This is a genomic window from Flavobacterium collinsii, from assembly GCF_946903285.1.
In the GTDB taxonomy this organism is placed as follows: Bacteria; Bacteroidota; Bacteroidia; order Flavobacteriales; family Flavobacteriaceae; genus Flavobacterium; species Flavobacterium collinsii.
This window is the reverse complement of record NZ_OX336425.1, coordinates 1,807,074-1,821,973: the sequence shown is the minus strand read 5'-3', so window position 1 is coordinate 1,821,973 and position 14,900 is coordinate 1,807,074. Positions and strand designations below refer to the sequence as shown.

Sequence of the window (14,900 nt, the reverse complement as noted above, 5' to 3'; positions counted from 1 at the left end):
AGTATTCAACATACAGAATAGATACGATAAAATAATATGAATGGATTTTTGAAGTCTTAAAAAATACTTCTTAAAGGCTTTATCAAAAAAAGGTAGCGTTTGGACCATAAGTATTTAGGTTCAAGACACAAATTGTCTTATTGGTTAAATTAGTAGTTTTGGAGGCGCGAAAATATGCAAACAACTGGCTATCAGCTACATTTTTCGACAAACTACCCATATTAACGTTGAATAACACTTTTTATCGACCGTAACACTCTTTTGACTACAAAAAAAATCACTATTTGATAACGAACTGATAAAAATGAGGAGGCAGATTATGTATATATTACACTTTTAAAGAATATAATGACAAAACCGCAATAAAAAAGGCGCAACAACGTCGCACCCTTTTTTACTATAATTTATTAAAAATCAACACATTACATCATCTTGAGAGATATAAATAGCCGGTTAAACTTACAGGTTCATTTAAATATGTTTTATACGTAATAACGTAAAAATAAGTTCCGACCGGTAGACCCTTTTGTTTATTGACTGTTGCTCTTCCTTCTGAAATTCCTCTAAAGGCAATTGACGCATTATCATAACCGTAAGCATCATAAACTAAAACACCCCAGCGATCATAAATTTCTACGTACGCATCAGTATAACATTCAATTCCTTTAATTTTGAAGATATCATTTATACCATCGCCATTAGGAGAAACCGCATTGTAAATTGTGACTTTACAAGAATTAATTGGTAGTACAGTCGGATTATCACCCAGAATAGAATTACCATCAGACAAATCACTTGCAGTTTTTCCGTCGGGACTAACGGCAGTAACCTCAGCCTGGTTTTCTACAGATCCAGCTTCAATATCAGCAGCTGTTAAAACATAGGTTCCGACAAAACTATCAGAATTTGTTTCTCCGTGTTTTAAAATCACCGGACCACCAGTAATAGTTATTCCCGGTTTCGGATCTTTGACCACAACATTTACCAATAAAATATTTCCTGTATTGGTAACGCTAAAATGATATGTAATCGTTTCTCCTATCTCGGCATATCCATTTTTATTCTCATCATTAAAAGTGGCTGTTTTGATAAGAGCAATAGAAGGTTTAAGATCTAAATCTACAACCGTTGGGTCATCATCACCGGTTAAAGCAGGGTCATCACTATCGGAAATATCGATAACCGGATTTCCTTGTGGATCATCTCCAATCACAAGTGCAGAATTGATTACTTCTCCATTGGCAACATCTGTTAAGGTTACGGTATATGATGCCGTAGCAGTTCCTGTTGCACCCGGAACCAATACATTTGGAGTAACAGCTATGGCAGTGGCTGTTAACATCGGATCGGTTATTGCCAAATTGGTAACTACCACATTTCCGGTATTCTTAACTTTAAAGGTATATTTTATAACCGAGCCTACTCCTCCGTTGCCTGTTAATTCTCCTCCTTTTATCAAAGTCAGTTCTTTATGCTGTGGTACCGGAGTAATTGTAGGGTCATTAGGTCCAATTAAAGTAAGGTCATTACTGTCTGATAAGTCCTGAATTGACGATCCACTGACAGGCTGTGCTCTAACTAAAGCCTGATTTTCAACATAACCTCGATTAATATCAGCCTGAGTTAAAACATAAGTTCCTTTAAAACTTGTTGTATTAGATTGACCAACTGCCAATACTGCAATTGGAGTACCTGTAACTATTGCCTTTGGATCTGTTACAATCACGTTGTTCAAATCTAAAGTGCCTGTATTTGTAATTACGAAAGAATAACGGATTTGCTCTCCCGGCTGTGCATAACCATCACCATTACCATCAGAGAAAACCCCTTGTTTAACCAATCGAATAGATGGCTGCGCTACTGTAATTTTAATCACTGCCCGATCGCAATTCAGGGTATTTGTACTTTGACAGATTTCGTATACAATGGTATAAATTCCTGCCGAAGTGCCCGGTGGAACACTTACCAACCCTGTGGCGGTATTTAAAACCGGAACAGGAGCTGAATTAATACTATCAGCCGGTGAAACAACATTTATTTTCACCTGTGCCAAAGTCGGCGCAACACTATCTAATAAATCATTTGTTAAAACATTAACTGCATTCGCCACCCCGTCTAAACCATTTATTCCTGTTGCTGTATCATCGTTGGCAATGATAGGCCCTGAGGTTACATTTACAACAATATCGGCCTGACTGCAATTTGTCTGATTTAAAACCTCACAAATTTCATAACGAATTGTGTAAGTCCCACTTGATGTCCCAGCCGGAACATTCACATTTCCGGTCAGAATATCTAAAGCCGGGACAGGGCCACTGTTTATGGAAGCCGCAGCTGTGATTACTTTAATTTTAATCTCAGATAATACCACAGCAACTCCGTTTAATAAGTCATTTGATACCGAGTTGACTACATTAGTTGCTCCCGTTAATCCGTTAACGTTATTTGCTGTATCATTAACTGCAAGAATTGGTGCTGCAATTACATTAACAAATACGGTTGCATCATTACAATTTGCCGGATTTAATCTTTCGCAAATATGGTATTTAATTTGATAATTCCCTGCCGGAGTACGTGCCGGAATACTTACCATTCCAGTTAAAGGTTCTAATAACGGTACCGGACCGCCATTGATTGGCACTGCGACCACATCTACTGTAACTTCAACTTTGCTTATACTTGTAGCCGCTCCGTTAAGTCTGTCATTGGCTACTACATCTATTGCATTATTCGTTGCGACATAGCCATTGATATTAGACAATGTATCGTCGTTTGCTTCAATTGTTGAAGCTCCAACTATTATGGTTATTACAGCAGTATCTGAATTGGTCAAAACCGCTTTTTCCCTTAAGGTATAGGTAATCGTATACGTTCCTGCAGAAGTTCCTGCCGGAACACTAACGATACCTGTTGCAGGATCCAGAACAGGCACTAAACCTGAGGTTATAACCGTTGCAGGAATAATATTGGTTATTATTACCTCAGCAGGAATTACCTTAACTCCGTTTAAAGTATCATTATCCAAAGCGTTTATTGCATTCGCCGTTCCTATAACTCCGTTGATTCCTGCAACATTATCATCGACTGCGTCAATCGGACTTGCGATAACTGTGATTCTTATAACTGCTTCATCACAATTGGACGGATTTAATTTATCACAGATTTTATATACAATCGAGTATTCTCCCGGAGTGGTACCAGCCGGAACATCAACATTACCGGTAAAAACATTTAAAACAGGAACTACTGCTCCATTTATCGAGTTTGCTGCAGTTACCAGGGTGCTGTTGCTATTGGTCTGCAGAATCGCTGTTCCGTTTAAAGTGTCATTGGTGTATGCATTCAATACATTACTTGCTCCGGTGTACCCATTAATATTCACTGCTGTATCATCATTCGCAATAATTACCGGAACGGATACTACTATATTTATAACAGCATCATCGCAATTAGACGGATTTAATTTATCACAGATTCTATATCTAATCTGATAAGCTCCTGCTGGTGTTCCTGCCGGAATGCTAACAAGACCAGTGGTTATATCTAAGACAGGAACCATACCTCCGTTTATAGAAGTTGCCGTACTTAATATTGTTGGGATGATTAAACTGATATCTGTTAACCCAACACCATTATATTTATCATTACTTGTAAATGCATTCAGGATATTATTTGTTCCCGATAAACCATTTATATTCGTAATGGTATCATCTTCAGCGATGATTGAAGGTGCATTTACGATTATTATAATTGTTGCCTGACTACAATTGTTTGGGTTTATTTTTTCGCAAATTTCGTATTGAATAAAATAAGTCCCCGCAGAGGTTCCTGCCGGTACATCCACATTTCCTGTAACGGTGTTCAATACCGGAACAATTCCATTTGTTGATGTTACCGGAGGAGTTGTACTCAAAACAGTAATGTTAACCTGAGCTGCCTGTGCGGTAACTCCGTTAAGAGTATCATTAGTCAAAGCATTTACAACATTGTTAGCACCACTATATCCGTTAATATTACTTGCGAAATCATTATTAGCATCAATAATTGGAGCAATGACATTTATTGTTATATCAGCCTCGCTGCAATTTAACGGATTTAGTTTTTCACAAATACGGTAATGAATCACATAAGTTCCTGCAGAAGTCCCTGGCGGTACATTTACATTTCCTGTAACGATATTCAATACCGGAACCGGGTTTCCTAAAACGTATCCCGCCGGAGTTGTAGTGCTTACAGATGTAATATCAATTTTAATCAATTGAATATCGGAACCGTTTAATCTGTCATTCGTAATGGCATTAACAGCGTTATTTGCTCCGGTATATCCGTTAATATTACCTGTGCTGTCTGCATTAGCAATAATACTTGGTGCAATAACATCAATTGTTATAGTGGCCGTATCAAAATTGGCCGGATTTAAGTTTTCGCTCAAACGGTATCCAATGATGTAAGTCCCTGCTGCAGTTCCCGGAGGCACATCTACATTTCCGTTTGAAGGGTTTAGAACCGGAACAGCTCCTCCATTTATAGGTAACGCGGGAACTATGTTACTAATGGTAACCTGAGAAGAAATAACGGTCATTCCGTTTAAAGTATCATTCGTCAGGGCATTCACTGCGTTAGTTGCTCCTGTAAAACCATTGATGTTGGCCACGGCATCATTCACCGCATCTATTTGAGGTCCTGTTACAGTAATGAAAACAGTAGCATTGTCACAATTCAGCGGGTTAATCTTTTCGCAAATATGGTATCGAATTTCATAATCTCCTGCCGGGGTGCCAGCCGGAATACTTACAAATCCTGTTAAAGGTTCCAGTACCGGAATTGGTCCCCCGTTTATTGGTGTTGCTGCAACATCAACTGTAATGGTAACTTTCGAAACGTTAGCTGTAACCCCGTTAAGGGTATCATTCAATAAAACATCAATTGCGTTCGTAGTGTTTACATAGCCGTTAACATTCGCAATTGTATCATCATTCGCTACAATTGGCGGAGCCGAAACCTCAACGGTTATGATGGCAAAATCGTTATTGGACAAATTCAGTTTTTCGTTCAGCTGATAGCCAATAAAATATAATCCAGCCGCAGTTCCCGGAGGTACGCTTACATTTCCTGTAATTCCATTTAATACTGGAACCAGACCTCCATTGATAGGTGTAGCCGGAATGATATTAGTAATGATAACTTCAGAAGGATTTATCGCCATGCCATTAAGGGTGTCGTTGTCTAAAGCATTCAAAGCATTTGGACTGCCTACAAAACCATTAATTGGAGCAAAATTAGCATCATTTTCGGCATTAATTAGCGCAGGAACCACTACAATAGTAACAACCGCCTGATCACAATTCATCGGATTTAAATTCTCACAGATCTTATAAACAAATTTATATTCACCTGCCGGTGTTCCTGCCGGGACGTCTACTAAACCTGTAATGCTGTCAAGTGTAGGAACGGGGCCTCCGTTTATAGGAGCAGGGGTTGATATAACAGTTGTTGTAATATCAGGAAGATCCAACATTCCGCCATTTAGGAAATCATTATCATAAATATTAATAACATCATCTGCTCCTTCATACCCGTTTACATTTAAAACGTTGTCGTCATTAGCTTCTATAATTGGCACAACTACATTAATGATCACCGTAGCATCATCACAATTACTAGGATTGAGGTCCTCACATATTTGATATTTAATTTGATACTGCCCTGCAGGAGTTCCTGGAGGAACAGTAACAAAACCTGTTGAAACATCTAAAACAGGAACGGGAGCTCCCGGAGCTTTAGGCTGTGCAGGGGTTACAATTGAAGGCGTAAGTACATTAGCCAAATTAATATTGATAACCTGTCCGTCAAAAGTATCAGCACCGGCAACATTGGTATAAACATTAATTGCGTCTACAGCTCCATCATAACCGTTTATGTTGTCTACGCGATCGTCATTTACAATTAGCGGAGCAGCTTTTACAACAACTGCAATACTACCGTCCGCACAATTGGTTGGATTTAATTTTTCACAGATGGTGTAGGTTATAAAGTAAGTATTAGCAGGAGTTCCCGCTGGGATACTTATGCTTCCTGTGGCTGTACTAAAGACCGGCACATTGGCACCCGGATACAAAGGCGTAGCAGCCAGATTTTGCGAAATGGTTATTTCATTAAAGTTTGCACCTGTAATTGGTACTCCGTTTAAAGTGTCATTGGTTAGAGCATTCGCTGCATTCATAAGCCCTAAATAACCATTTATGTTTTCGACTCTGTCATCGTTCGCTACAATTAATGCATTTCCAACCGGAACTATAATAAGTGCCGTATCACAATTTAAAGGTGCTCCAATTTCACAGATCTTATACTCAATTTCATACAGCCCTTTTACCGTTCCCGGAGGTACACTTACGTTTCCGGTTGTAATATCCAGATATGGGACTGCTGTTATTAAAGGGTTAATCGGCAACGCCGGATTAACTACAGAGAGTGTTACATTAGATAATGTAGCCTGTCCACCTCCCAGGGTATCATTTGTTAAGGCATTGATCACATTGTTCGCACCGGTATAACCGTTTACAATATATTTAACGATATCGATTCGGGCATCGATTCCGGCAGTGGTAACACTAATTGTTTCGGTAGTTGTAGAACAATTTACAAAATTAGCAGGATCTGACGGATTTCCGGGATTCACAATTTCGCATATAGTATAGGTTAAGGTATAATCTCCCGGCGGAGTACCCGGCGCCACAGAAATAGTCCTGGATAGCGGATTAAAATCATAAGTTAAATAACTTGAAATAGAGTTTATAGTAACATTAACTGCTGACGGGTTTAAAATAACTCCGTTTATAGTATCGCTATCTAATATTGAATGTGGTGCGGTACTTCCTCCTGTATCTCCGGAAATCGCTGTAAAGTTTTCAGGAACCGCACAGATTCTGTTAAAAATGGTAAAGGTTGTACCCGATGAAATACAGGTATTTAATCCCACTCGTCTCACATAAATGGTTACGGCACCGGAAGCCAAACCTGCAAAAACGTTACTGGCTTGAAAGGTGATTCCGTCACTGCTATACTCATAACCAGTTCCTAAATCAGGATTTACAATACTTACTGTTCCTGTAGCATTTGCACATGAAGGCTGTTGTGTGACTGAACCAACTGGCGCAGCAGGTAGATCAAAAACTTTTAACATCACATGATTGGATATTGTACGACAACCTGACTCTGCCTGAGAAATGATAACTCTAAAATATCTGTTTCCTGCTGTTGCATAAGTGGGTGTTGTGTAAGAGGCTGTTGTCCCCCCTGTTCCGTCTATAACATCTGTATAAGGCCCGGCCAAAACAGTAGCAGTCTGCCATTGATACAATAAAGGACTTGCAGGAATATTTCCTGTAGCGACAACAGTAAAATTATGAGTTTCGTTGATACAAGCTTCTCCATCTTTCGGCTGTGTGCTAATTATCGGAATTTCAAAAACATCAACTTTTGCAGGATTGGAGTTTATAACCCCACATCCAATTCCTGAATCAGTTACATGCAATCTGTAAAAAGCATCTGCATTTACAAAACCTGTGGTATAAGTTGTTGTATTGGCTCCGGAACCATCTGTTACATTTGCCCATCCTGTTGCACCATCTAATGATTTTTGCCATTGATAAGTGAAGTTTCCAGAACCATTTTGAGCACCGGATGTCATTGTGAATACACCACCCTCACAAATATTTCCACCAATCGGCTGAGTAGATATCGTTGGATCCGGAATAACAGTTGCTACTACGGCATTTGTAATGAGAGTACAAGTTGGATTTGATGACGTTATCACACAGCGGTAATAAGTTGTGGTCGCAAGTGGTCCTGATATGTAATTAGGATTCGTCGCTCTGCTCTCTCCGGTTATATTGGCCCAGCCACTCACCCCATCTGCAGAACGCTGCCACTGATAACTAAAGGAAGCAGAACCGTTGTTTGCTGAAGCAGCTGTTGAAATCGACACCGTACCTCCCACACAAACTATAGTTGGATTTACAGGCTGAGTTTCAATACTCGGAATAATAACTGCAGCAATACCAGATACAACTGGGGTACAACCCTGAGTAGAATCAGAAATTGTCACTTGATAAAAGGTAGTTTGCGTTAAATTTGGAGTGCTATAGCTTGCCGAATTTGCTCCTGTAATGTTAGTATAGGGCCCCGCTAAAAGAGTAGAATTTTTCCATTGATAACTATAATTTCCTGAGCCTCCCCCTACTACTACATTTAAAGTCGCATTTGAGCCACTGCAAATATTTGTTTTAGCTACCGGCTGTGTTATTATTGTAATCGCTGATAAAACGGTTACAGTGGCCACATTGGAAGTAATAGTATTACAGCCGCTTCCGCTAGCCGAAACATCTACTTTGTAATAGGTGGTCTGGGTTAAAGCCGGAGTAGTATAAGTTGCTGAGGTTGCACCGCTAATGGCTGTAAAAGTAGCATTATTTGTACTGCTAAACCACTGATAGGTTAAAGAGGGCGTTCCATTTGCACCTGTTACTGACAAGGTATGATTTCCTCCTGAACAAATTGTTGTTCCTGCTGGCTGAACTGTAATCGATGGATCGGGAACCACTGTTGCCGTAACAATATTAGAGGTTATGGTACAATTAGTAGTAGATGATGTTACCAAACATCTGAATTGTGTGGTAGCATTTAATATATCTGAAGTAAAGTTAGCGGTTGTCGCAGTTGCATTTGTTTCATTCACAAAACCTGAACCCGGATTACTCTGCCATTGATAACTAAGTGTTCCCACACCTCCGTTTAAAGAAGCCGCAATGTTGATACTTACAATACCTCCAACACAAATATTTGCCGGAGTTGCTGGCTGAGTTGTAATTGTTGCTACAAATACCGGAACTGCATCCGAATATATTTCACAACCATTGGCTGCCTGTGTCACTCTTACTCTGTAATAAAAAGTAGATGCTAATGCTCCGGTAGTATAAGATGCTGTTGTTGCACCGCTTCCACCTGTTGTATTTGCCCAACCTGTCGTTCCATTTGCAGATCTTTGCCATTGATACACCAAAGCTCCACCTGAAGGATCTCCTGAAGCTAGTACTGTCATAGTATGTGTTGCTCCGGAACAGATGGTATTTCCAACTGGCTGTTGGTTCACCACAAGATTCGGAATTACATCCACCAATACACTATTTGAAGACACCAGACCACAGCCACTTCCTGCAGCAGAAACGTCTACTCGATAATAGGTATCTTGTGTGAGCGCCGGAGTCGTGTAAGTACTTGAAGTTGCCCCGGAAAGTAACGTAAAACTTAGATTATCTAAACTACTGTACCATTGATAATTTAAAGAGGGTGTTCCGCCCGTTGCTGAAACTGACAGCGTAAATGCTCCGCCTGAACAGACAATTCCTCCGGTTGGCTGAACTGATATTGCAGGATCAGGGACTACAGTTGCTGTAACTGCATTTGAAGTTAGTACACAATTCGTTGTTGATGAAGTTATGAGACATCTGAACTGCGTGGTCGCATTCAAAATATCCGAAGTAAAATTGGCAGTTGTTGCTGTTGGATTCGTTTCATTTACAAAACCGGCACCTGAGTTACTTTGCCATTGATAACTTAACGTTCCTGCCCCTCCGTCTAATGTGGCAGCAATATTGATACTAACAATCCCGCCTACACAAACAGCCGCAGGAGTTGTCGGTTGTGTTGTAATTCTTGCAACATTTACCAATGCGGAATTTGAAAAAGTTTCACAGCCGCTTCCGGATTGTGTAATTTGTACTCTAAAATATAAATTGGATGTTAGTGCTGCTGTGGTGTAAGTTGCTGTATTGGCTCCGCTTCCATCGGAAACATTTGTCCAACCCGAAGTCCCATTCACCGAACTTTGCCATTGATAAACGATCGTCCCCGCTGCTATGTTGGTAGTTGTTGCTGCAACGGTCATTGTGTGCGTTCCGCCTGAACAAATTGTACTTCCTGTTGGCTGAAGAGTCACAACAGGATCCGGGATAATCGTTAATTTCGCCACGTTACTTGAAACCTGTGTACAGGTACTTGAAACATTTACTCTATAATAATATTCTCCATTTGTTAAGGCACTATTAGTTGTAAAGGAAGCATTGGTTTGTCCTGAAATGTTCGTCCAGCCCGTTACCCCATCTGCAGATGTTTGCCATTGATAAGTGTAAGGAGCTATACTCCCTGTCGGAGTTATCGTTAAAGTTGTGGTTCCTCCCTGACAAATTGTGGTATCACCTGTTAATGTCGAAAGGATTAAATCTGATGGTCGTACAATATTCACTTCATCAGCATAAGAGTTACAGGAACCATTACTAATTGTCCATTTTAATCGCGTTATTCCAACTGATATATTGGTTACAGTAGTATTGAAAGCATTAGGATTAGTAATTAATGCCGTCCCTCCCGGATTCGTCACAAAGGTCCAGGTACCGATACCGGTTACAGGATTATTTCCATTCAAGGTCACAGTTCCGGTATTACAAATAATCTGATCAGGCCCGGCATCTGCCAAAGGTGGTAGCGCATTTATAGTCACTGTTACATTACTGGAACTTGGTGCGCACAATCCGTTTGAGATCGTCCAGGTAAAGATATATACCCCCGGTTGTGTCCCTAAAACAGTAGTTGTTGGCGAGGATGCTGCCGTAAAAACTGCTGTTGTTGGTCCGGAAACCTGTGTCCATAACCCAGTTCCGATTATTGGCGTGTTTGCTGCCAAAGTCAGCGTTTGGAATTCACATATGCTAATTGGTGTTCCTGCATTTGAAGTTGAAGGTAACGGACTAACAATTAAGGTCATCTCATCAAAAAACACACAACTGAGATTCGTCGCTGTCCATCGCAGTACATAGCTTCCCCCAGCACTTGGCGTGAATAAAGAAGTTGGGCTTGTAACATCAGAAAAAGATCCTGCAGGGCCACTAACTTTGGACCATTGCCCTGTTCCTGCAGTAATTGCATTAGCTGCTAAAGTTGCGCTGTCAGATACACAAATGGTCTGATCGGGTCCTGCTTTTGGAACAGTTAAATCTGCCGTAACCGTAATTTGAACAGTATCTGTAGTTGAGGGACATAACGCTCCGTTGGTAACCGTCCACCTGAAAACATATACACCTCCTGTTTGGGTTAAATTACTAACTGTGGTGTTGGGTGAAATTTCAGAACTAAATACAGCGATTGTGGGGCCGGATACCTGAGTCCATTTTCCCACACCTGATAAAGGAGGAATTGCCGTAAGATTGGTTACTGATCCGCAAATAACATTATCTCCACCTGCCATTGCTGTTGAAGGTGGTTCAGAGTTCTCAATTCTGATCTGATCTGATTCACTACAGGTCCCAGAACTAACTGTCCAGTTAAATACATAAAATCCATAACCGGGATTTGTAAATATTGTGTTAGGATCTGTATCATTTACAAAAGATCCTCCTGCCGGACCAAATAATTTAGTCCATTTTCCTGTTGTTCCTGGATCAAGTGCCGAAGCTGCAAGCTGAATTTCATTTGCACCCGCATCGCAATATTCCTGATCCGGGCCCGCATTAGGAGGTGTCACGATCTGACCGTTCACCGTTACCTGAATATCATCTGAACTTTCAGGACAAAGACCTTGTACCGCGATGGTATATCTAAAAACATATACACCCGGTACTAAGTTTGTTACTGCAGCACTATTGTTACTGGTTGTTGTAATTATTGGTGCTCCGACTCCCCCTGAAACATAAGTCCAGGTTCCGGTACTGGCAGCATTACCAACCAAAAACAAAGGCCCTTCCAAACAGGTCGCAAAATCAGAACCGGCTGCTGCAACTTCTGTTACTTTTATCGTCACCTGATCTCTGTTTGTTGGACAGTTTATTCCTGTATAGGTAGCCCATTCTAAAATATATTCTCCCGTTATAAGCCCTGATAAAGTTGAAGTTGCTGATCTTGCATCTGAAAAAACAGGTGAATTTGGGCCACTAATTAGCGACCATATCCCTCTACCGATTACAGGAGGAGTTGCCCCGAGGATAACCGAACTTTGATTACAAACCGTCTGATCCGGTCCTGCTATTGCCGGTGAAGGCGCTTCATCAATATTGAGTTTTACGGTATCTGAAGTACTCGCGCAAAATCCTCTGGAAATCGTCCATTTGTAAACCCATGAACCGGGAGTCAGTCCTGTGATTGTAGTCGTTGGATTAGTTGGATTTGTAATAACAGGTCCATCTCCTCCGCTAACCAATTCCCATAAACCACTTTCTCCGGAAGCTGGTGTATTTCCAATTACTGTTGTACTATTACTACACAAGCTTTGATCCATTCCCGCCTGAGCTGCCGTAATAGTCGGAGCTATAGTTATACCTACAGTATCTTCTCCATCCGTGCAACTCACATTGCTAACGGTCCACTTAAAAGTATAATCTCCATCACTTAGTCCCGTTACTGTTGTATTGTATAATGTTGGATTTGTTATTGTTGCTACATTACCAGCTGTTTGTGTCCATAAACCAGTTCCCGGAACGGGATTATTACCGTTTAATGTGATTGTGTTAGTACCCGCTGGTAAACATTGATCTGCTCCGGCATCGGCATCTGCGCCTTGCGTATTATTGGTCACAACATCTACTGTATCTGCGGATGTACCACATCCGTTTGCAATTGTCCATGTAAAGGTGTAGGTTGTATTTGCTGCCAATCCGCTTACTGTACTGTTAGGATCTCCCTGATCACTAAAAACAACACCTGCATTAGGAGAAACGGTCCAGGTTCCGTTTTCACTGTTTTGTATGGCATTTCCCTGCAATTGAATTGTACTTCCAAAACAAACCGCCTGATCGTTTCCGGCATTAGCAGTGGTTGGAGCAACACTAGACACCAATACTTCAGAAGTACTTTGGGTTACATCACAATCTGGTCCGCCCGAAATGGTCCATCTAAACTTATATCCTCCATTTATCAAAGGAGACACTTTAGTCGTTGAACTATTAATATCTGAAAAGGTCACGACACTTGGACCGGAAATCTGCGACCAGGTTCCTTTTCCATAAATTACCAAATTTCCAGCCAATGTTGCAGAAGTAGAGTTACAGGGAACAATTTGCATTGTTCCTGCACTTGAATTAGTCGGTTGCGCTGAAACTACTATTACGACCGTATTGTAAACTGTTTCACACTGCGATCCCGGATTTGGAGCCTTAATTAATCGAACAACGTAAGTCCCCGAAAACGTTAATTGCCCAATCGTAACACTATTACCGGAAAAATTTACTGGAGATGTTGGAAAAGAAGGGTAAGGCGGATTCAAAATTGGGTTTACAGCTGGCCCATCTATTAATTGCCAACTCATTTGTCCATTACCTGTAAAAGTTACAGGAATTATAGCCTCAGATTCATCACATCCCAAGGTTTGATTCGGACCTCCTGAAATCGAAATTATATCTTCTAAAACAACAACGTAATTAGCAGTTGTTACACAATTTGTTACACTATTAGTCAATGTATATAAAAAAGTATAAGTCCCTAATGCGGTCATTCCTGAGACCACCGTGGAAGGAGAAGTCGGATTTTGAATTACCGCCGTTGGACCTCCCGTTTGCGTCCATTGTACACTTTCATTTACATATAATGGTATAGTTCCCTGAAGAATTGTTGAAGTTCGTCCATCGCAAAAATAAGCTGTAGAGCCGCTGACATTAGTAACATCAGCCGTTGGTGGTGGAACTATCACTGTCATCTCGTCTACCCCATTGGCACAGATTCCCGCAACTGTCCATCTAAAAACATAGGTTCCTTCTAATAAACCGGTTACCGATGTATTATTCCTATTTGCATTGGTAAAAGAAGGTATACTAGGTCCGGAAACAACTGTCCAGGTTCCTTGTTGTTGCCCCGGAGTATTCCCTCCAAAACTTCCATTAAGGGTTGCCGTTTGGGTAGACGAATAACACTTTGAAAGTGTAATATCAGCTCCCGCAGTGACTGGCATCCTTCCCCCCAGACTTGAAATAACGACATCATCCGTTGAGGTACAGGAACCATTTGTTATGGTCCATCTTAAAGTAGTTGAACCCGAACTATTTCCTGAGACTGTAATAGTACTGCTTGAAGAATTTGGACTATTAACCGTAACTCCGGCATTATTATTTCCTTCAACTGACCAGGTTCCGGTTTCTGTTCCTCCAACTGCATTTGCATTTAAGGCATAAGTTCCTTGACAATACGTTTGATCTGTTCCTGCATTTGCAAGGGTCAGTGGTGAAATCACCATAACAATATCATCAAATACTGTTGAACCGTCAGCACATTGGGCGGTTAACCTAAAAGTATAAGAATTTCCCGGAACTGCTCCTGTTACTAAAGTTTGCTGTAAATTCGGATCGACTATCTGTACCGCCGGTCCTGCGATCTGGCTCCATACCGGATCTACCAAAAAATTAGTACCCGGTGCTGTATTTGCTGTTCCCAGTAAATAAAACTGGTCCGGAGGTAAAGCTGTAGCTCCACCGGGGCAAATTGTTCTGTCGGCATTTGCATTTACAGTACAATTTTGCGAAAAAGTATAAACGGGAAGTATAAATAAAAAAAAGAAAAGCGCTTTATTTAGTCCTTTATGTAATCTATCAGAGTAATTTAATTTCATAAATTAAAAATTTTGAATTAAAAACAATGTATTGACAGTAAAACTCTTGGGGGTTAACACAAATTTAATAAAAAAAAGCTTATCACGGACACAAACATCCTGATTGTGAAACAGTTATAGTTAACAAAAAAACAATATCACCTAATTAGCTGATTATCAGATGACTATATCTTGCAAAAATGGGCTTTTTGTCCAAAAAGACTAACAATAAGCATCTTAAATCGTCAAAATGCTAAAAAATTATTCCTTTTTT

1 protein-coding gene is annotated in these 14,900 nt (G+C 40.5%); it reads right to left on the bottom strand.

Annotated features, from left to right (window positions below; genetic code table 11):
• Positions 1-427: 427 nt before the first annotated feature.
• Positions 428-14,647 carry a PKD domain-containing protein gene (locus OGZ34_RS08015; RefSeq protein WP_263362688.1) on the bottom strand — a complete coding sequence of 4,740 codons (14,220 nt, stop codon included), beginning with the start codon at positions 14,645-14,647 and terminating at the stop codon, positions 428-430.
• Positions 14,648-14,900: the final 253 nt, after the last annotated feature.